Source organism: Rheinheimera texasensis (assembly GCF_964031785.1).
Classification (GTDB): Bacteria; Pseudomonadota; Gammaproteobacteria; order Enterobacterales; family Alteromonadaceae; genus Pararheinheimera; species Pararheinheimera texasensis_A.
The window spans coordinates 358,185-378,151 of record NZ_CAXIRE010000024.1 but is presented as its reverse complement, the minus strand read 5'-3'; the positions used below and the strand labels follow the sequence as shown (position 1 = coordinate 378,151).

The 19,967-nt window shown below is 52.4% G+C and carries 13 protein-coding genes and 1 riboswitch; of the genes, 8 read left to right on the top strand and 5 right to left on the bottom strand.

Features of this window, described 5'->3' with window-relative positions:
• The first annotated feature begins 113 nt into the window (after nucleotides 1-113).
• Nucleotides 114-1,949, top strand: coding sequence for a prolyl oligopeptidase family serine peptidase (locus ABNT34_RS20265; RefSeq protein ID WP_348734719.1), 1,836 nt, complete (start codon nucleotides 114-116; stop codon nucleotides 1,947-1,949).
• 81 nt (nucleotides 1,950-2,030) lie between these two features.
• On the opposite strand, the gene lysC is transcribed toward ABNT34_RS20265, so the two are convergent.
• Both lysC and nhaD read right to left on the bottom strand, forming a co-directional pair.
• The gene (lysC, locus tag ABNT34_RS20260) at nucleotides 2,031-3,380 is read right to left on the bottom strand and encodes a lysine-sensitive aspartokinase 3 (RefSeq protein WP_348734718.1); all 1,350 of its coding nucleotides are present in this window, start codon (nucleotides 3,378-3,380) and stop codon (nucleotides 2,031-2,033) included.
• A gap of 115 nt (nucleotides 3,381-3,495) precedes the next feature.
• Nucleotides 3,496-3,668, bottom strand: a riboswitch (Lysine riboswitch).
• Between the two features lie 174 nt (nucleotides 3,669-3,842).
• Nucleotides 3,843-5,090, bottom strand: coding sequence for a sodium:proton antiporter NhaD (gene nhaD, locus ABNT34_RS20255; RefSeq protein ID WP_348734717.1), 1,248 nt, complete (start codon nucleotides 5,088-5,090; stop codon nucleotides 3,843-3,845).
• Nucleotides 5,091-5,230: 140 nt separating this feature from the next.
• Here nhaD and ABNT34_RS20250 point away from each other — a divergent pair, with 140 nt between their 5' ends.
• The 5 genes from ABNT34_RS20250 (at nucleotide 5,231) to ABNT34_RS20230 (ending at nucleotide 15,559) form a co-directional block, all read left to right on the top strand.
• Entirely contained in the window at nucleotides 5,231-6,475 is a 1,245-nt protein-coding gene (locus ABNT34_RS20250; RefSeq protein WP_348734716.1) for a hypothetical protein, read from the top strand.
• A gap of 3 nt (nucleotides 6,476-6,478) precedes the next feature.
• On the top strand, nucleotides 6,479-7,027 hold the full coding sequence (locus ABNT34_RS20245; RefSeq protein ID WP_348734715.1) for a hypothetical protein: 549 nt from the start codon (nucleotides 6,479-6,481) through the stop codon (nucleotides 7,025-7,027).
• Entirely contained in the window at nucleotides 7,020-9,872 is a 2,853-nt protein-coding gene (locus tag ABNT34_RS20240; RefSeq protein ID WP_348734714.1) for an ATPase, read from the top strand. The genes ABNT34_RS20245 and ABNT34_RS20240 overlap by 8 nt, the downstream gene beginning before the upstream one ends.
• A gap of 96 nt (nucleotides 9,873-9,968) precedes the next feature.
• Entirely contained in the window at nucleotides 9,969-11,732 is a 1,764-nt protein-coding gene (locus ABNT34_RS20235) for an autotransporter assembly complex family protein (RefSeq protein WP_348734713.1), read from the top strand.
• On the top strand, nucleotides 11,729-15,559 hold the full coding sequence (locus tag ABNT34_RS20230; protein WP_348734712.1) for a translocation/assembly module TamB domain-containing protein: 3,831 nt from the start codon (nucleotides 11,729-11,731) through the stop codon (nucleotides 15,557-15,559). The genes ABNT34_RS20235 and ABNT34_RS20230 overlap by 4 nt, the downstream gene beginning before the upstream one ends.
• A 37-nt stretch (nucleotides 15,560-15,596) precedes the next feature.
• Here the strand turns inward: ABNT34_RS20230 and ABNT34_RS20225 are convergent, their stop codons facing one another.
• Nucleotides 15,597-16,382, bottom strand: a complete 786-nt coding sequence (locus ABNT34_RS20225) for a methyltransferase domain-containing protein (RefSeq protein ID WP_348734711.1) — start codon at nucleotides 16,380-16,382, stop codon at nucleotides 15,597-15,599.
• Between the two features lie 138 nt (nucleotides 16,383-16,520).
• Here ABNT34_RS20225 and ABNT34_RS20220 point away from each other — a divergent pair, with 138 nt between their 5' ends.
• Complete coding sequence (locus tag ABNT34_RS20220) at nucleotides 16,521-17,147, top strand: ElyC/SanA/YdcF family protein (RefSeq protein ID WP_348734710.1); 627 nt, start codon at nucleotides 16,521-16,523, stop codon at nucleotides 17,145-17,147.
• 16 nt (nucleotides 17,148-17,163) lie between these two features.
• On the opposite strand, the gene ABNT34_RS20215 is transcribed toward ABNT34_RS20220, so the two are convergent.
• Complete coding sequence (locus ABNT34_RS20215; protein ID WP_348734709.1) at nucleotides 17,164-17,922, bottom strand: Nif3-like dinuclear metal center hexameric protein; 759 nt, start codon at nucleotides 17,920-17,922, stop codon at nucleotides 17,164-17,166.
• Nucleotides 17,909-19,174: a glycosyltransferase gene (locus ABNT34_RS20210; protein WP_348734708.1), complete on the bottom strand. Its 1,266-nt coding sequence runs from the start codon at nucleotides 19,172-19,174 to the stop codon at nucleotides 17,909-17,911. The genes ABNT34_RS20215 and ABNT34_RS20210 overlap by 14 nt, the downstream gene beginning before the upstream one ends.
• A gap of 123 nt (nucleotides 19,175-19,297) precedes the next feature.
• Between ABNT34_RS20210 and ABNT34_RS20205 the strand changes: the two genes are divergently transcribed.
• On the top strand, nucleotides 19,298-19,933 hold the full coding sequence (locus ABNT34_RS20205; protein WP_348734707.1) for a hemolysin III family protein: 636 nt from the start codon (nucleotides 19,298-19,300) through the stop codon (nucleotides 19,931-19,933).
• The last annotated feature ends 34 nt before the right edge of the window (nucleotides 19,934-19,967 follow it).

Genomic DNA, 19,967 nt, shown 5'->3' with positions numbered 1-19,967 from the left:
TATCTAACACAAGGACAATATTTATGAAAACAAGGCTGTTTTGGTTTATTTTCGCCTGCCTAAGCAATGGTACCTTCGCGACAGAAACAAATAACGCAAAGCTGTTCGGCAAGATGCCGTTAGTCCAGCAGGCATCGGTCTCTCCGGATGGCCAGTTTGTTGTTGGGATTTTTCAGGTCGATGGCAAACAAGTGGTGATGACATCACTATTTGGCCAGCACGAAACCACGCCGGTTGTCAGCCTGAAGTTTGCCTCGGATCGGATTGAATCTGTTGATTGGGTTAACCCCAAGCGGCTATTGATCAACGCCAGCCGTGCTGAATACCTGTCAGGCCGGTTTTATCGCTTTCATACCATGTATGCGGTCAATGCGGATGGATCTGAACTGCTCGAAATCAAGAACCAGTCGGTATATAAAAAAGCCGAACACAGTGCCATGGCAGGTCTGCAAAGCACGCATTTGTTAAATGATCTGGCTGATGATAACGATCATGTGCTGGTCACAGCTTATGACGAACGCGATCAGGGTTTTGGCGTCTTCAAAGTAAATGTCTACGACAGTAAATTCAGCAAAATCGAGAGTGGTGCTGGTGATCGTGCAGGTTTTGCCACGGACCGCGCTGGCAATGTGCGTTTTTCAACAGTGCTGAAACAGCAGAAACTGAGCGTTGAGTATAAAAGCGCGCCCGACGCAGCGTGGCTATCGCTGCGGACCATTGATATCTCGGGTGACATTGATTTTAACCCAGTCGGTCTGTCGGAAGATGGCAAGTCAGTGTTGGTTAATACGGACTATCAAAGCGATTTTAACTACCTGGCCGAAGTCGACTTAAAAACTGCTGAAATCGGCAAACCTTTGTACCAGATCCCAGACCACGATATCGACGCCACCTACAAAAAAGCCGGTAAATTAATCGGCTATGGCTATACCAAAGACTTCTTTGAGCAGCGTTTCATCGACGCCAAACAACAGCAATATAACGAGCAAGTGAAGAAGCTGTTTCCGGACCGTCATTCCTATATCACCAGCTACAGTGACGATGGCCAGCGAGTCATTATTTACACCGTGAAGGACAATCAGCCCGGTCGGTATTTAACACTCGATTTCAACACAAAAAAGGCGGCATTCTGGTTCAGTCAGTATCCACATCTGGAAAAGACGCAACTGCCGTCAGTGAATAATTTCAGCTTCAAAAGCCGCGACGGTTTAGCGATGAGTGGTTACCTGACGACGCCGCCAAATAAAGACAAACCTGCCCCCGTTATTCTGTTCCCACACGGTGGCCCACATGCCCGGGATAACAAAGGCTTTGACCCTTTTGTACAGTTTTTCAGCTCAATGGGTTATGCGGTATTGCAGGTAAATTTTCGCGGTTCATCTGGTTTTGGTAACAAATTTGAGGCCGCTGGTTATCAGCAATGGGGCAAACAAATGCAAGACGACCTGATGGACGCGCTGCAGGCTGTTTCCGCCAATCCTGATGTCGACAGCAGCCGCAGCTGTTTAGTTGGGGCCAGCTACGGCGGTTACGCTGCGATGGTCGGCAGCTACCGCGACAGCGCTAAATTTAATTGTTTTATCGCGATCTCTGGTATTTCAGACCTTGCGGCGATGCTACGCACGGATGGCTCGAACAGTGAAGCGAGAAAAGTTGTGCAACGCACCTTGATCGGGGATTATGAAAATAACAAGCCGGCGCTTGATGCCGTCTCCGCGATGTCCAATCTGGCCGCAATCAAAAAGCCAATGTTGTTGATCCATGGCGTTAAAGACACCCGGGTGTCTTATAAACAATCGGCTGATTTTTATGACGCATTAAAACGCCGTGGTGTGAATGTCAGTTACGTGGAACAAAAAGACGGCACCCACTTTTTTGATACCGAACAAGAGCGGGTTGAAGCTTTTAGCGCAATGGAGAATTTTCTACGCCAACATCTGCCACTCTGAATTTGCAAAGAATTTCCGACAACTCAGGATTTAAACCACAAAAAAGCCAGCGTTGATGCTGGCTTTTTCGTCATCGGCCCTTTAAGCCGCCTGAAACAACGCCTGATGCAGCTCCTTTACCACGCCAGGCGCTTCGCCATCCTGCACCAGGAAACACAAATTGTGCCGGCTGGCACCGTGGCAAATCAGCCGCATGTTGATTTGTTCCAGCGCCTGGAACAAAGAACCGGTGATGCCGCGCGTGCTGTGCAGGTGATTACCGATGACGGCGACAAGGCTCAGGCCCTGCTCGACTGTGACTTCGGAGAATTCACGTAAAGCCGCCAGCGCTGGTTCAATCGCAGTGCCAAACGCGCTACCCGGTGCATCGTCTAACGTCAGTGCAACGCTGATTTCAGAGGTTGTGACTAAATCGACCGAAATCTGATGCTGACTTAAAATCGCAAAGACCCGGGTTAAAAAGCCGGCGGCATGCAACATTGCCGGGCTTTTCACTGTGATAAGCGTCTGGTTTTTCCGCAGTGCAATAGCGCGGTAAGACGGCCTTGCGTCGACTTGTTTGGAGATCCAGGTGCCGCCGGCTTCCGGCTCGCGGCTGGAACCAACAAACACCGGAATATTTTGCCGCATCGCCGGAATAAGCGTCGCCGGGTGCAGCACTTTGGCGCCAAAGGTCGCCATTTCGGCCGCTTCGTCAAAACTGATTTCCGGAATACAACGCGCGTCCGGCGTCAGGCGTGGGTCTGTGGTGAAAATGCCGACCACATCCGTCCAGATTTGTACCACTTTGGCCCCAATGGCTTCGCCCAGAATGGCGGCGCTGTAATCCGAACCACCACGGCCGAGTGTGGTGGTCTGATTCGCACTGTCAGCACCGATAAAACCTTGAGTCACAATAATTTGTGACTGTAACAGCGGTGTCAGATACTGTGCCGTCAGCGCTGCAACCTGTTCGATTTGTGGTTCGCCTTTGCCAAAACGTGAATCGGTCCGCAGCACCTGACGCACATCAAAGCTGCTGACGGCAGCTCCGCGCTCTGCCAGCACCTGCGCGAATAACACCGAACTTAACCGCTCACCAAAGGATTGCACCAGGTCTTTTTCGCTGTCGGTAAAAGCCACAGTGCGGCCAATGAGGGTTTTCAGCTCTAACAGCAACTGTTCAATGGCTGCGCCAACCGCAGCTTGTTGCTGTAGTTTTTCCAGCACTGCATAGGTAATACGCTCAATGCCGGCATAATGGGCAAAACGCCCTTCAATGATGTCTTCTTTAGTGATGGCAACGAGCAGATTAGTGACGCCGGAACTCGCGCTGACCACCACCAAACGAATCGTAGGGTCTGCAAGGACAATATCGGCACAACGCGACATGGCCGTGAAATCAGCAACAGAGGTACCGCCAAATTTGGCGACGATGAATTGATTAGACAAGGTGTCTCTCCTTATGAACAAAATAAGCAGAGCATGGCATTTGCAGCACAACAATCAGATACAACAAACCCCGGACGCGAAAGCACGGTGTTGTTGTCTACTTGCAGACACAACAAAGGCCAGAAGCTCTCCACCGAAGTTTCAGGTGACAGTCGCAGGGATTCAGCCCTGACAACCGAAAAACCTGCTGCTATGACAGGTTTTCCTCGGCGTTCATCCCCCTCCTTCAGTCTGCGGTGTATAGCCACCTGAACTGAACTACCTGGTGAACGCTCCTCTTCTGGTCTATCAGAATGATTGACGCCGCTACCTTATCTTGTCTGAGGCTAAAAGGCAACAGCCTTTTAGACGGCTGTAATAAAATTACATTTTAACCCAGTACCCGGCTCAGTTTCAGGCAAAAAAAACGGCGCCATAAAGCGCCGTTTTGTCAGGATATCTGTAGCCGACCTGGCCGTAGATTTAGTAGCCGGCTAATTGGCCGCTGAAAAACACCCCGGCGTAACCCAGGCTGTAGCACAGCAATAAATAGCCGCCCATTTTCAGGTAAGTGCCAAAGGTCAGTTCTTTTAATTTGCTCATCGCGATAATACCGGCCGCTGAGCCGATGATTAACAGCGAGCCACCGACACCTACTGCATAAGTCAGCATCAGCCATTCCGCAGTCGTCAGCACTAAATCAGCTTTTAATAAGGCGGCAGTCAGCGGCACGTTATCGATCAACGCCGAAGACAGGCCCATCAGATAGTTCGCTTGTACCGGCGGTAATACGGCGTATAAGTCGGTGAAATTCTTCAGGAAATGCAGCTCCTTTAACACGCCGACTAACAACAGCACGCCGAGGAAGAACAGCAGCGTTTCAAATTCCACTTCACGCACATAGTTCAGAATGCTTTGTGTGGCTTTTTTGCGGAACAAAAACTGCGCACTTAAAAACATCACGCCCAGACCGAACAAAAAGGTCAGCACCGGCGGAATTGAAAACAGAATGTTGAAGATTAAAGTCGCGAAAATGGTACTGACAAAAATCCCGGCGATGACCGCATCACGCTTTTCAAACGGCTTGGTATTTTTTTCCACAGTCAGCGGTTGATTCATGCCACGGGATAACAGAATGGCCAGTAACATGACAGCACCAAAAGCCGGTGGCACCAGCCACAGCAGGTTCGGGATTGTCACTTTCTCCGCCAGGAAGAACATCAGCGTGGTCACATCACCGGTGATTAACGACACACCACCGCTGTTCACGGCGAAAATAATTAAGGCACCGAACTTCACTTTTTTCGCTGCTTCCAGTTTCACACCGGAGATGACCGCAATAGTCACCAGCGTGGCCGTGACGTTGTCGGCAAAAGACGAGAACACAAAAGCAAAGGTTGCGACGATAAACATCAGTTTACGCTCTGTCAGCTCAGACGGCAGAATGCGTTGTACCAGCTGCGCGATAAAACCTTTGCTGTTTAAATAGGCGACAAAAGTCATAGTTGACATTAAAAATAACCACAAGGTGGCGATTTCTAACAAATTGTGTTCTAGCTGCTGCTGAACATGCTCACGCGAGGCATCGCCGTCGGCAAAAATAAACAGTAAAATCCAGCACAGAGTACCGAAAAAAAGTGTCGTTTTTGCCTTGTTTACGTGGATAATATCCTCTATAACGATCAGCACAAAGGCAAGTGCAACCAAGCCCAGTAAAATACCCGTTAGCATAAATGACCACCCGCAATTATTAATAAATTATGAAATATTGTCGGGGCGGCATTCTAACACTGCGGTTCATCGTGCTCTACTGGAAATTGGTCGTATAACTCCAATGAATCAAATAATCACCGGATGAAAGCAATCCCCACATGTTATCAGCCAAAAAAATACTGAAATGCCTGGACGACGACTGGCCGGTGCTTGAAGCGCTGGCCAATCGCAGTCAGCTGTACAGTTTTAGTTTTCAGGACGTGCAGGCGCTGTTTAGCCGTTATTTCCCGCAGCTCTCCAGCGAGCAGGTGTTTCGCGAAGCGCAAAAACTGCTGGCCCAGGAAATTTTAATCCCGCAGGCCAAATCCAGTCAGCTGGAACTGAACCGTTCGGTGCTGGAGTTTATTCAGTTTCTTACGCAGGAACACAACCTTGGCACTGTCGGTGATATTCAAAGCCGCATTGACGAATTGGACCGCTTACGCGCCCGCCTCGATACAGCCGTGCGGCAAAAAGACGTGCACGAGATGCGCCGTTTTGTCCGGCTGATGGACGAACGGGTACGCGAAGTGGTGAAACACTTCCGTAAAAATGAAAGTGCTATTTTGCATTTGGTGGATAAAGCCAAAGCCGACGACAGCAATTTATCGCTGGCACGCCGTTACGCCGCGGTGATGGAAGCCTTTGACGAATACATCGAGCCCGTGCTGCAGATGATTGATATCAACGGGCCTTTCCAGACCAGCATCGAAACGCTGGAACATTGCCTGTCAGATTTAGTGCAGTTTATTGAAGACACCGGGTTTATGTCTGGTGATAAAGAGCCTTTAGTGCAGCTACGCACCCGCTTGCTCGACATGAACCAGATTGGCCGCGAATCGCTAACGCGCAGCACCGACGTATTGATGCCGCTTAGGGAAGAACTGCGCAAAAACACACTGATCTCGCGCAACGCCAGTCTGGTACTGGCCACTTTACGCAAACAAGGCTTTGAGCCGACCATGGAACAGCTGGTGCCTAAATTCAGCTCAGACCATCAGAAATTCAGCCTCGGCAGCGCCAACCAGATCACCAGTTACATGGCAGAACTGGTGGATTATCAGGATGATAACTATCAGCTGCCCGATGCGGTCGACAGCCAGCCCGGCGCCAATATCCGCGTACCGGACTTGCAGGATGTGCTGAAATCGGCCCGCACGCAAAAAACCAATACCGACTTATCGCAATGGCTGGCGCGCAGTTATCCGCAGTTGCCGGTCGACGAATTATTATTTTTGTATCAGGAATTAAGTCGCGCTCCGGCGTTAAAACTGGAACATCAGGACAGCGTCAGTGAAATGGAGGTCAATGGCTTCCGTCTGCGCCTGCACCCTTTTGTCACCCGCCCGGCCGACAGGACATAACCCATGCAAATCGATCTCGAAAAACTGCCCAATTTGGCAGACATTCACAAACGCCTGACCACCGGCTACCACATCAGCGAGCAGGATTTTGCGCTCTGGACTGAGCTGGACAGCAATGAGGACGCCTACAGCGCCTTATTCGGCGCACTCGGCAATCAGCTCAAACGCGACAGCCGTGGTTTCTTTTATTTTGATGTCGACGACGCGACGGTCAATATGGGCAAAATTTCGCGGCTGTTTGCGCTGACCACTTATGCGTTGGTGGAGTTTTTTGCCGATCAGGGTCAGGACCCGCTGCGCGCGTTATTTGAAACCGAAATCAATCACGAGATTTTATCCAGCATCCTGCAACAGCAATATCACTTGTTTGAGCAGCTGGAAATCTATTCCGCCACCGATTTAAAACGCGAAGTCGGCAACCGCATGCTGCGCTACGGTTTTGCCAAAACCCAGGGCGATAATTTTAAACTGCTGCCGCCTTTGTATCGTTTCCTCGATGCCTTAGTTGCGGTCGATTCTTTACAGGCGGATGAGGGCCATACCGATGTCTGAACTTTATGGCTTAACCAAACTCGCGCTGCTGAATACCGCCGGCTACGCCAAGTGTGTCATTCCGCTCGATGACGCTGCGTCGATTTGTGCGCCAAATAACACCGGTAAAAGCTCGGTGATTAACGCGTTGCAATTTCCGCTCATCAACGATTTACGCCTGACCGAATGGGACGGCCACGATCTTGATGAAACGCGGAAGTTCTATTTTGGTACTGATCAGAGTTACATCCTGCTCGAAGCCAATCTGCCGGAAGGCCCGGTGGTGATTGGTGTGGCCGGTCTTGGCAAAATTGCCGGCTACCAGTTCCAGTATTTCTGTTATCGCGGCAAGTTAGACCTGACGCATTACGTCAGTGAAAACAGCATCATCCGCTACAACAAGCTGGACCATCATTTACGCAACTTAGGCTTTGAACCGCTGGAATTAAAACCGTCGGAACTCAATGCCATGCTGACCGGCGGCGCCACACCGTACGACAGCAAAATCAATCTGCGGATGATCCCACTGACCAACGTCAGCGACGCGCCGGTGTACAAAGACATTTTCCGCCGTATTCTGAACCTGCACCGCTTAACGGCGCAGGACGTGAAACGGCTGCTGTTGCCGGTGTTTGCCCGCCATTTAAGTGATCCAAAAGTCGATTTTTACACAGTCTGGCACAACGCTTTTGAAAAAGTGAACCGCGACCGGCGTGAACTCAAAGCGCTGGAAAATCAGCAGCAGGCCGTTGAAGCCTTAGAAAACCTGATTGATAACCGCGCTGTATTAAAAGGCCGCCTCGCCGCTTATGCGCCAAAGCTCGATAAAGCCTTAATTGAGTTCCAGAGTTATCTGGACGAACAGCAGCAGGAGCTCGGCGAGCAGCTCGAAGCGCTGGCGCAGGAAAAACATCAGCTCGAAGATAAACAGCGTTTGTATGTCGGCCAGATTAAAGAGCTGTCGAGTAAACAACTTGGCCTGAAAAGCTGGTTTGACGAACATGATGCCCTCGCCCAGCGTTTTGGCCTGACCAACTTACCAACGCTACAGTCGAACCTCGCCAATATTCGCGCCCAGTACGAGAGCCTGAGCCACAGCCTGCAGGGCGCCGCCAACTTAAATCCGGCAACGCTGGCGCATCAGCAGGCACAGACGCAGAAACAGTTAAAAAGTCTGAAACTGCAGCTGAAAAACCTCGAATACAACCTGTATTCACGACTGCGCGAAGATTTGTCGTTAGGCGAAGTGCAACAGCTGACCAGGCTGTTAAACCCGGATTTATTGTCATTGTCGACCGCCACTGGTGGCGATGTAGTGATCCACGACGATGATGCTTTTGCTGAGCAGCTCGGCCAAATCGCCGATGCTTTTAAAGGCGGCAAATTACATCTGGCCGGCGCCACTATTGATTTAAGCCACTTATCGGCGCCAGATATGGCCGGCAGCGAAGGCAAAGTCGCGCTGAAGGAACAAATCGAAGCGCTGCAGCTGACGTTAGCGACTTTAGAGCAGCAAGCCGAAGTTGCGGTAGATTTTGCCGGCAAAAGCCGGGAAAAAGAGCGGTTGTATCAGGACATGCTGCAGGCGGAAGAAGACCTCAAACGCTTCGCCCGCTACAGCGAAATGGCGCAATTACTCGACGAGCAGCAGCTATTGTCCGAACAGCTGACGCAGGAAGAAGAGATTGTGCATGAGCAGCTGGCGCAGGTGCAGCAAAAAGCCAGCAGCCTGTCGGACCGGCGTAACCTCATCACCAACAAACAAGACCAGCTGAAACGCCAGTTGGAGCGCATTGAACACGAGAAAAAAGACCGGATTGATTTCCAGCTCGATTTTTATTCTGGCCGCGTCACGCCCTATCCGATTGAAATCAATCTGGAATATGACAATCTGGCCGACGAACTGCGCAGCTACAACAAACACTGCCAGGAGCTGAAGCTACTGGAAATCAACATTAAAAATACCTATCTGTTTATTTTTAATGCCGGCATCAGCAAGTTTGAAGCCGAAACCGATGAAGAAGCCAAGTACCAGAAGCTGATCAGCGCCTTCCACCATTTGGATAAAGAGCGTGAAGCCATTGAGCGGCGCGCCCGGGTGGCGTTAACCGAAGTGGCCAGTACCTTAAAAGGCCTGCGCTCGGACTTAGACCGGCTGCACCGCGAACTGAACAGCTTTAACCGCGGCATCTGGCGTCACCAAATTTCCAACCTGCAGGATTTTAAAATTGAAATCGTCGACCGCAAACTGCTGGTTGGCCATATCGATACCATCCTGGCCACGTCCGATGCTTATCAGCAAGGCGATACGCTGGACTTATTAGCACCTGGCGTGACCAGTGCTGAGCGCGATATCAATTCGGCCAAGGACTACCTGATCCAGGCCGCCAGCGAAAAAGGCGGTCTGACATTGTCGGATTTATTTGATATCCGCTTTAAAGTGGTGAACCGCGCCGGTGAAGTAGAATTTTTCGACAAAATCGATTCGGCCGGCTCCAACGGTACCCGGATCACAATCAAGCTACTCTGTGGCATGTTGTTTATCCGTCAGCTGCTGGCTGAACGTGAACGCGGCAAGTATCGCATTCCGATTTATATCGACGAAGCAGCCGATATCGACCCACACAACCAGCAGGCGCTGATTGAAACGGCGCTGAATTTTGGTTTTGTGCCGATTTTTGCATCGGTCAAACCACAAACCAGCTGCCGCTATATTGTGCCTATTCGTACCGTGAAAAACGGCGCGCAAAACTGGGTTGATGAAAAAGACTGGATCATCTGTGAACAGCTGACGCAGGATGCGATGCCTGAAGTGCTGCCAGAAGATATAACGCAACCGGATGAAAATCAGCCAGTTGCGCAATAATGGTGGACGCCGGCCGGAACTTCCGGCTGGCAGTCGCATCTGAATAGGCAATTCAACGGCTGCCAGCTAGACTGACAAAACTGCCGCAGACATGGAGTGCTGATCCTGCCTACCTTTGCTTTATTCCGGGCCCGGCCACTGGTTTATGCTGCATTCTTACTGGTATTGTTGCTGGTACTGCTATGCCATCCTGCTGCACTTTATGCCGCCAACCGGATTGAATTTACCGGTGCCACCGAAGAGCGTAAAGACAATATCGCGTTATACCTGTCGGTGTTTACCCCGGCCCAAATCAACAAATCTGCCCGCTTTAAAAACCGGGTCGCCAATGAAATCAAACAGGCGCTGCGCGGCCACGGTTATTATCAGGTCCGCGTCGTGTTTGAGGACGCGACAGACGGCGCCGACTATGTACTCAAAGCCCGGATCATTGCCGGCCGTTCGGTGTTTATCGATGTGGCGGACTTGCAAATCACTGGTGAAGCCATTCGTGACCCGGAGTTTCTGGCACTGCAACGCCAAAAAGCGCCGAAACAAGGCGACCGCATGCACCATGGCAACTATGAGGCCTACAAAAAAGCGCTGCTGAGCCTGTCACACCGCAAAGGTTATTTTGATGCGAAATTCAGCCGTGCTGAGCTGGTGATAACGCCGGGTGACCGGCGCGGCAAAATGCATCTGCACTTTGAAAGTGGCCCACGTTATCGTTTTGGTGACATCATTTTTCACGGTGGTCAAATCCGTGAAGCCCGGCTGCGTAGTCTGTTACCGTTTAAATCCGGTGATTATTATTCGGCGGCGCTACTTGCCAAACTCAGTCAGAATCTGGCCAATACGCTGTGGTTTGGCAGCGTCGATTTAATTGCTGATCCGGATAACCGCAAAGATGGGGTGCTGCCGCTGACCATTGAACTGCAGCCGGCCACCCGCAACAGCGTCGAAACCGGTATTGGCTACGCCACCGATGTCGGCGCACGGATCACCGCCAACTGGTTTAAACCCTGGGTCAACGACCGCGGCCATAGCCTTAGCGCCGATTTGGCGTTGTCGCAGCGCGAGCAAAATCTGGAAACGGCTTATAAATTCCCACTGCGCGATGTCGCCAACGACTACTACCAGCTGTCTTTTGGCTATAAAAACAAAGACCTGCTGGATACTGACAGCACCAGCTACAACCTCAAAGGTGAACGTCACTGGCTACTGAGCAACCAGTGGCAACGCACATTATCACTGCGCTGGCTGTATGAAGATTATGTGCAGGGCACACAACGTGACACATCCAATCTGGTATTACCCGGTATCACTTTTAATCGCAACCGCGATTCTGGCGGCAGTATGCCACTGGATGCTGACAACTATCTGCTCAGCGTCGAAGCGGCGAATACCAGCTGGGGTTCGGATACTGATTTTGTCCGGCTCTATGGCCGGGCGGGCTGGATTGGCAGTTTCAGTGAAGATCAACGTTGGTTAGTGCGGCTTGACGCCGGTGCGATTTTGCAGGAACAAGTGGCGAATATCCCGCCTTCGCTACGTTTTTTTGCCGGTGGCGACAGCAGTCTGCGGGGTTATGGTTATCAGACCATAGCACCGCTTAACAACGAACAGGAATTGATTGGCGGTGTGCGTCTGGCCACGGTGAATCTGGAATATCAGCATCGGGTCAAAGGCGACTGGTGGCTGGCGCTTTTTACCGATTACGGCAGCGCCTGGAACGACCAACCAGACTGGAAACGCAGCGTGGGCATCGGCGCGCGCTGGGCCTCACCGGTGGGCCCGATCCGGCTGGATCTGGCTTATGGCCTGGACCATGAACCCAATGGCCGTTTTCGGCTGCATTTCACGCTGGGGCCGGAATTATGAGTGGAGCTGAAGTGAATCAGGCCCAGGTTCCACCAGCCATCGCCATCACACCACGCCGGCCCCGCTCGGTTTGGCTCTGGCTGCGGCTTTGTCTGCTCAGTGTGCTGCTGATATTAGCAAGCACGCTGGCTTTGGTTGGCAGCAACGCCGGCCTGCAACTGCTGTGGCTGCTGCAACCCCAGCTGCTGCCAGCGTTACAAATCAAACAACTACAAGGCGATATCTGGCAAGGCATCACGCTGCGTGAGATCAGTTACCAGCAGCCAGACCTTGAGATCAAAGTGTCAGAACTGCAGGTCCGGCTGGATTTAGCCTGCTTGTGGCATCAGCAGCTGTGTTTCCCTTTGTTACAGCTACAAGGACTGAACCTGGTCCAACCGGCAAACAGCGCGGCGCGCCCGGACGCGGTGCCAGCCGAAGTTCCGGCCCCAATTGCTGCCGTTCCGTCGGCACCACAAAAAAAACCAGCGCTGCTGCCATTTGACCTGCTGGTCAATCAGCTGATTTTACAGGATACCGAGCTGCAACTAACTGGCCAACATGTCCGGATCAGCAACCTGCAGACCGGCATACAACTGACCGCCAACCGTTTGTCTCTGCTGCAGCCGGAGTTAAAACAAAGCCGTATCGAATTGAGCGCGGCAACAAATGCCGACAGCGGAACAAACCCGTTGCCAGAATTACTCAAACTCCAGCTACCGTTGGAAGTTGAGCTGCACAGGCTGCAAGTCACTGATCTCAAAGTACAACAAGGTCAGCAGCAACTGCTGATGCTGCAATCCCTCAGCACCGACCTCAGCCTGCAGCCAGACCAGTGGCAATTACAAAATACCCGTCTGCAGCTGCAACAGCCGGCCTTAACGCTGCAGGGCGAGATAGCGCTGCAACCAATTAGCCAGCAGCTGTTGCTGCAGCTTCAGTTCAACGCCCGCAGCGCCGACTTGCCACAGCCGCTCGAGCTGAAGTTAAGCGGTAAAGGGCCACTTTCTGCCTGGCAACTGCAGGCCGACAGCCAAAGCCCCTGGCCCTTGCAGTTAACACTGCAGGCCAATTTAATCAGCCCGGACTTCGCCTTTGATGCAACTTTGCAAGGCGACGAACTGCGCTGGCCACTCACTGCACCTGTCGGCGTCTCGCAACAAAAGCCGCCAGAGCAGTTCTTGCTGCAGAAACTTCAGGCGGTCCTGCATGGCAATTTGCAACAGCAACAACTGGCGCTACAGGTCACCAGTCAGCATCCACAGTTGCCGCAGGCCGAATGGCAGCTGAAAGCCAGTCAGCAGGCGCACAAAATTACATTACAACAGCTTGAGCTGCAGAGTTTAAATGGCCAGGCTGTGGTCAGTGGCGAACTGGACCTGACCACGCTTGATCTTGATGCCGCGCTGAAGCTCAGTAGCATGCAACCGGGTTTATACTGGGCAGACTACCCGGGTGAACTCAGTGGCGAGATACAGCTGGCTGGTAATTTCAGCGCAGATGCCAAGCGGCAATGGCAAGTGCTGGCCAAAGGGTTGAATTTTTATGGTGAGCTGCGCAATCAGCCGCTGACTTTGGCCGGAGAGCTGACACTTGAACAACCTGTTGATGGTCTGCTGCAGCTAAAAACGCCGGGACTGAAACTGCAACACGGCCCAAATCAGTTGGGACTGAACGGTGCCCTCGCCGAGCAGCTGACGCTGGACGCGCAGCTGCACATTGTTGATCTCGGCTATTCGCTGGCGCTATCTGAAGGGCAAATCGATGGCAGTATTCAGCTGCGCGGTGATGTGCAACAGCCCGATGTTAAGCTCAACCTCAAAGCCCACAACGTGAATTACCTCGATGATTACGCCCTGGCGGAGCTGACGGCCAGCGCCTCTTTACCGGCCTTAGGTAGCAAAGCCAGTCAAATCAGTCTTAACCTGAAAAACGGTCAGGCACCTGGCTGGCAGTTGCAGCAGCTGGACTGGCAGTCAGAAGGCACAGTCAGCAAACACCAAACCCACCTGACGCTGGACAGTCATCAGCTCAAAGCCGTGCTCGCGATGCAGGCTGAATTGCACAAGCAACGTTGGCAATCGGATGTGCAGGAGCTGCGCCTGCAATCGGATATGGGCGACTGGCAGCTGCAACAGCCCTGGCAGGTGGTGCTTGATGTTGGCAAACAACAGGCCGAACTGGGTGCCGCGTGTTTGCAGCAGGCCGAAGCATCGATTTGCCTGAGCAAAACCAAGGTGTTCAGTACCAAACAAGGCGAACTCGCAATATCGCTGCAACAGCTGCCACTCAGCAGTCTGGATCCGTTGCTACCCGCTAAATTCAGTGCCGACGGCGATGCCAGTGGTCTGTTGGCGCTGAGTTGGCAACAAGGCCGGTTAGCGGCGCTGAACTGGGACCTCAAAAGTAATCAGGGGCTGCTGCGCCACCAGCTGACCACAGTGCTGGAACTGCCCTGGCATGATTTGACCTTAACAGGTGGACTGAAAAATTATCAGCTGAGCACAGTGCTGCAGGCCACACTCGCCAGCGACAACGCCATTGCCGCTAATGTCGATATCAGTCAGCTCAACACCAAAGCGCCACAGCTCAAAGCCAATCTGCAGCTGGCGCCTTTATCGATGGCCTTCCTACAGCCGGTGTTTAATGAGTTCAGTAAATTTGACGGTCTGCTCAGTGCCAATCTGCGCGCGGAAGGCTTACTGTCCAATCCGGCAATATATGGCAATCTGGCTGTGGATGCGCTGCAGCTGACCGGCCAGCAAGCGCCACTGGAACTGACCAAAGCCAGCCTGCTCACCAGTTTCCGCGGTTTTGCCGCCAGCCTAAATAGCGACTGGCAAACGCCGGAAGGCCGGCTGAGTGTGACCGGTGATGCCAATTGGCTGACGCCTGATGCCTGGTTCAGCCAACTGGAAGTCAAAGGCGACAAGCTGCAGTTACAACTGATGGATGCCGACCTCACCGTCAGCCCGCAGCTGAAACTGACTGCGAGCCCGCATTCCGGCCAAATCAGCGGCAACATTGACATACCGGCCGGCTCTATCCGGTTTAACAGCCTGCCGGAAGATGCGGTGCGGGTCAGTGACGATGAAGTGATTCTGAGCAAGACCAACACGACCAGCGCAAAGTCAGCCTGGGCATTAACTTCCGACATCCGCCTGAAGATTGGCGAGCAGGTGCGGTTGTCGGCTTTTGGCCTGAAAACCCGCTTGCAGGGTGATTTACGCGTGCGCCAGCAAGGTCTGGTACCGACGTTACATGGTCAGGTGCAGCTCAAAGACGGCAGTTTCCGCGCTTATGGTCAGGATTTAAAACTGCGTAAAGGCCGGCTGACGTTTAACGGCCCGGCCAATCAACCGCTGCTGGCGATTGAAGCCATTCGCAATCCGGAGAAAACCGAAGATAACGTCATTGCCGGTTTGCGCGTCAATGGTCTGGCAGACAGCCCACTGATTGAAGTGTTCAGTGAACCCTCTAAACCGCAGGCCAATGCGCTGGCTTATTTGCTGATGGGCCGGGATATTGGCAGCAGTGCCGGCGATGGCGCAGTCACTACCGGCCTGATTGGCATTGGCATTGCCAACTCAGGTCAACTTGTCGGCGCTATTGGTGAGGCCTTTGGTATCTCAGATTTGAGCCTCGATACCGCCGGCAGTGGCGATAAATCCAAAGTCACGGTCAGTGGCTATCTGTCACCGCGACTGCAGGTGAAATACGGGGTTGGTATCTTCAGCCAGTTTGGTGAATTTACCCTGCGCTACCGGCTAATGCAGCAGGTATACCTTGAGGCAGTTCAGGGCCTCGCGACCTCTGTTGATCTGCTGTATAAAATGGAATTTGATTAACCCCTGATTTCAGGGGTTTTTAGCTACAGTTTTTTCGTTACAGAGGTTTCTGCAACAGCAGATGCTGATAGCGGCCCAAGGAGGCATAAGGTTCAGTTCTGTTGTAGCGCAGTTCGACTTCCAGCAGCTTATCAAACTCCGTTTCCTGCTCTGAACGATCGCGCAGATAGTCATGGAAACAACGTACCCCGGTTTTGCTCAGCTGAGTAAAACCGGCCTGCTGACACCAGTGACTGACATCCCTCGGGTCGAGCGGGTTTTGCGGGCTCAGGCTGACTTTTTTCTTGTATGCCAGGTCGCGCAATACATAGTTAAAATTGCCATACACAATATTGGAAAACCGTTTTGCATCGACGTTGTAAAACATCAGGCTCAGCACGCCGCCGGGCTCGACCAGCTGATACAACTGGCGGATAGCTGCGGCCGGCTCTGCTAACCATTCCAATACCGCATGGCACAGCACCAGCGGCGCTGTCTGGCGCTGTTCAGCCAGCTGTTGTAAAGACCACTGCTGAATATGCAGACTGAGCTGCTGTTCTGCGGCCGCTTGCTGCGCCAGTGCCAGCATTTCGCCGGATAAGTCTGTCAACGTGACCTGATGCCCCAAACCGGCCAGCCAGAGAGCCAGTTGGCCCTGGCCACCACCGACATCCAGCACCCGGCATCCCGGCTGTTGCAGCAATGGCAGCTCCAGCAAATCACGCTGCAACACCAGCTGGCGCAAGCGGCCTTTGGTGGTGTTGTAGATATTCTGCTGGAATTTGGCGGCAATGCTGTCAAAATTGCGGTCTGATTTGGTCTTCTCTGGATTTTTTCTGGTCATAAATCTATGGATCTGCTGATTAAAATACTATTGACGCCTGTAGTACAACTGCTGTTGGTCTGTTTGTGCTGTGCGATATTACTGTGGCGCCGCCGACAAATCTCTACCTGGTTACTGGCCATACCGTTGGTTTTTTTGTTGCTAATCACCTGTCGGCCCTTATCAGACTGGCTGGCCTCTCCACTGGAGCAGGCTTATCCAGCATTTGCCGGCCAACGGGTACAACATATCGCGGTACTTGGCTGCAGCCACGCGGAAGCCACATTTCTGCCACTGAGCAGTCAGCCAGAACCCTGTAGTTTGGCCCGTTTGGTAGAAGCTGCTCAGATCTGGCACGCTCAACCTGACGCAATCATTCACTTAAGTGGCAGCATCGCTGACCGCCTGACTCCACATACCGAGGTAGAAAAAAGGTTTTTATTGGCCCTAGGGATCCCCGCCAGTGCAATCCGGCAACATACTGCTGCAACGGACACTGAGGGTGAAGTTACTCTGCTGGTCAAAGCGATCCCTGCGGACGAGCCACTGGCACTGGTTACCACCGCGATGCATATGCCAAGAGCCATGCGCTGGTTCGGGCTGCATCAGCGAAATCCTATCGCCGCCCCAACGGAATATCGCATTCGCCGCACTTATGCCAACAGTCGGTGGCCGGTCTGGGTCCCTCAACTTAATGCCACAAACACACTCGGCGACGCTTACTACGAATACGCCGGCTTACTGGAACAGTGGATCAGCATCTCATTGCGTACGAAAAGCCAATAATCTAAAGGCCCCCCGCTTACGCCGGATTATATAAATCAACAAACTGAACTTCGATACCGGTCTGCGCTGCCAGCCACTCTCCCAGCGCTTTCACGCCATAACGCTCGGTGGCGTGATGGCCGGCGGCAATAAAATGAATGCCGAGTTCATTAGCACTGTGAATGGTCTGCTCTGATACTTCACCGCTGATAAAAAGCTGAGCCCCAGCCGCTGCGGCGGCATCAATGTAGCCCTGACCACCGCCGGTACACCAGGCAATATGCCGGATGTCACCGATGCCGGCATCATGGGCAAACACCGGCCGCTGTAATTGTTGCTGCAAACGCGCCACGATGTCGGTTAAAGACAGCGCAGTGCTCAGCTGCGTCTGCCGGACCACGCCGACCGGCTCCACACTCGGCAGCGCACTGATGTCACTAAATCCCAACAAAGCGCCAAGCTGAGCGTTATTACCCAGTTCCGGATGAATATCCAGCGGTAAATGATAAGCGAACAAATTAATGTCATGCTGCAACAAGGTCTGTAGCCGGCGTTTTTTCATCCCGGTGATTTCACTGGCCTCGCTTTTCCAGAAATAACCATGATGGACCAGTACTGCGTCGGCCTGTTCCGCCACAGCCCTATCCAGCAAGGCCTGAGATGCTGTAACGCCGGTGATTAATTTCCGGATCTGGGCTTTACCCTCAACCTGCAAGCCATTTGGACAATAATCACGCACCCGGCCTGATTCTAATTTGCTGTTCAGTAACTGCAGCACTTCGTCACGATGCGCCATCTGCAGGCTCCTTTTGTTGCAACGCAGCCAGTTTGTTTTTTGCGTTAATCCACTGCGCCATAAACTTGGTACTACGATGATGATGATACTTTAACATGCGGCCGGTAAAACTTTGCTGACGGTGCTGTGCCAGCTGCTGCTGCACCGTGCTCAGCTGCTGCCAGATTTGTGGCATCAACGACGCCGCATCAAATTGTGCTAAACAAGCACTGGCTTTATGCCGGGCCTGAAGCCAGAACGAGGGATCCTGATATAACGCGACAGCGGCAGCAACCAGATTTTGGTCATCCTCAGCGACAATGCCGGGAAAATCCTGATAATCCGCTTGATGACTAATTCCTTCGGCACCAATCCCGGTTGTCACCACTGGGGTGCCAAAACACATGGCATCAATAATCTTGCCTTTTAAGCCAGCACCAAAACTCAGCGGGGCCAGACAAACCCGGTAGTTCACAAAGGCATCGGCCGCCTGTGCCGCCCAGCCTTTGATATAAAATCCTTGTTTGGGTGCGTGCAGCTGTGTGGCTTTTGGTGGTGGATAAGCACCATAAATATGTAATTCAGCCTGCGGCAGCTGTTTGCGTAGCGCCGGCCACAGCTGTTTTAAGCGCAATACTGCCTGCCAGTTCGGTTCATGGCGAAAGTTGCCAATAAAACTGAAGTGTTGGCGTTCACTGAAACCGCTGCTGGTATCCACCTGACAGTTTTCGATAAAAAACGGACAATACAGTAGCTGCGTTGCCGGTACCTGATAAAAATCAGTCAGCAATTCCAGCTCGGCACGGGAGATGGTTAATGTCAGGTCACAACGATGGATGGCAGCAATTTCGCGCAGTGCCAGCTCACCAGTCAAATCGGCGTTATTGACCGGGCGTTGTTCGTTAAACGCCTGCTGACGGGCGGCGCGTAAACAATGTAAATCCTCACTGTCGAGTAGTTTAAGCGCCTGCGGGCAAATTTCATCGACCCACCAGCCAAACTGTTCCTCCAGCATAAAACGATCAAACAGCACAGCCGCCGGCTGCCATTGCTGTAACTGCACAGCAAAACTGTCACAGTTCAGGGCTACGGTGACTTCTTCGATGCCGTACTGATTTAAATCAGCGCGGTGCGGCGATTTGTCAGCCGCACTGGCAAACACCACCTGCCAGCCATGTCGCTGAAACAACTGCAATAAACTGAGCATACGCCAGCCGGCAGCAGACGAATTTGGCTCTGGCCAGATATAACCCAATACCAGCAATAACGGCATAAGTTCTCCCCATTTGCCGCGCATTGTAACTGTTTCTTCAGCCAGAGCAATCCGCCCGGCTGTAGTGCTGGTAGAGATTTGTGGTAAGCTGAGCCGACCAGATATGTAATAAGAATGATTTCGATGGACTTAAGATATCAGGGGCATGACGAACTATTTCATGCGCTGAGCCATGCTGTGGGAGCTCTGCTAAGCGTCATTGGCCTGGTGCTGATGCTGCAAATGGTTCCACCGGCGCAACCCGCTGCACTTGCCGCTGTGCTGGCTTTTGGCAGCAGTCTGATTTTGTTATACAGCTGCTCGGCTTTTTATCACGCCTGTACTGATGCCCGCCAAAAAGCCTTTTGGCGCAAACTGGACCACAGCGCTATTTATCTGCTGATCGCCGGAACTTACACACCATTTACCCTGATTAGCCTCAAAGACAGTTGGGGTTATTATCTGGTGCTGGTGGTCTGGGGCATTGCTTTGCTTGGTGTCGCACTCGAATTCGTCGCTCACCTCAAATTTAAGAAACTCAGTTTGGTTTTATATCTGGTGATGGGCTGGCTGGTGGTCATTGCGGCGAAGCCGATGCTCGAGCATGTCCCGGCTGGCGGTTTGTGGTGGTTGCTGGCAGGCGGTCTGTGTTACTCCGGTGGCGTGGTATTTTACCTGTGGCATCGCCTGCGTTTTCATCACCTGATTTGGCATTGTTTTGTCATGGCGGGCAGCGCCTGTCACTTCTGGTCAGTATATCGTTATGTGTTACCCCACTAACGATCACCGTGCTGCTGTAGGTTTTTGCACGCTT